This window comes from Oceanobacillus saliphilus, from assembly GCF_023522835.1.
Classification (GTDB): Bacteria; Bacillota; Bacilli; order Bacillales; family Amphibacillaceae; genus Oceanobacillus; species Oceanobacillus saliphilus.
This window is the reverse complement of sequence record NZ_JALCZU010000069.1, coordinates 1-281: the sequence shown is the minus strand read 5'-3', so window position 1 is coordinate 281 and position 281 is coordinate 1. Positions and strand designations below refer to the sequence as shown.

Below are 281 nucleotides of genomic sequence, written 5' to 3'. Positions count from 1 at the left end.
CGATAACTTCGGCCATTTCAGTTGCCATAATCGCCAATTCCGTCATAAACCAAAGGATGTATCCGATCCATTTATTCGTGGAATCACGCGTCATTTGGGCCAGATCTTTCTGAGCCACAATCCCTAGTTTAGCCGCCATATATTGCAACAACATCGCAATTAAACTAGATACTAAGATCACAGAAATCAATAGGTATCGATACTGTGCCCCACCGACAATTGACGTAATCCAGTTACCTGGGTCCATGTAACCAACGGCAACCAATGCCCCTGGTCCACTC

The 281-nt window shown here is 45.2% G+C and carries 1 protein-coding gene; it reads right to left on the bottom strand.

Going from position 1 to position 281, the window contains the following annotated elements; translation table 11 throughout:
- A partial coding sequence (locus MN204_RS20475) for an Nramp family divalent metal transporter (RefSeq protein WP_249872901.1) occupies positions 1-281 on the bottom strand: 281 nt, incomplete at both ends.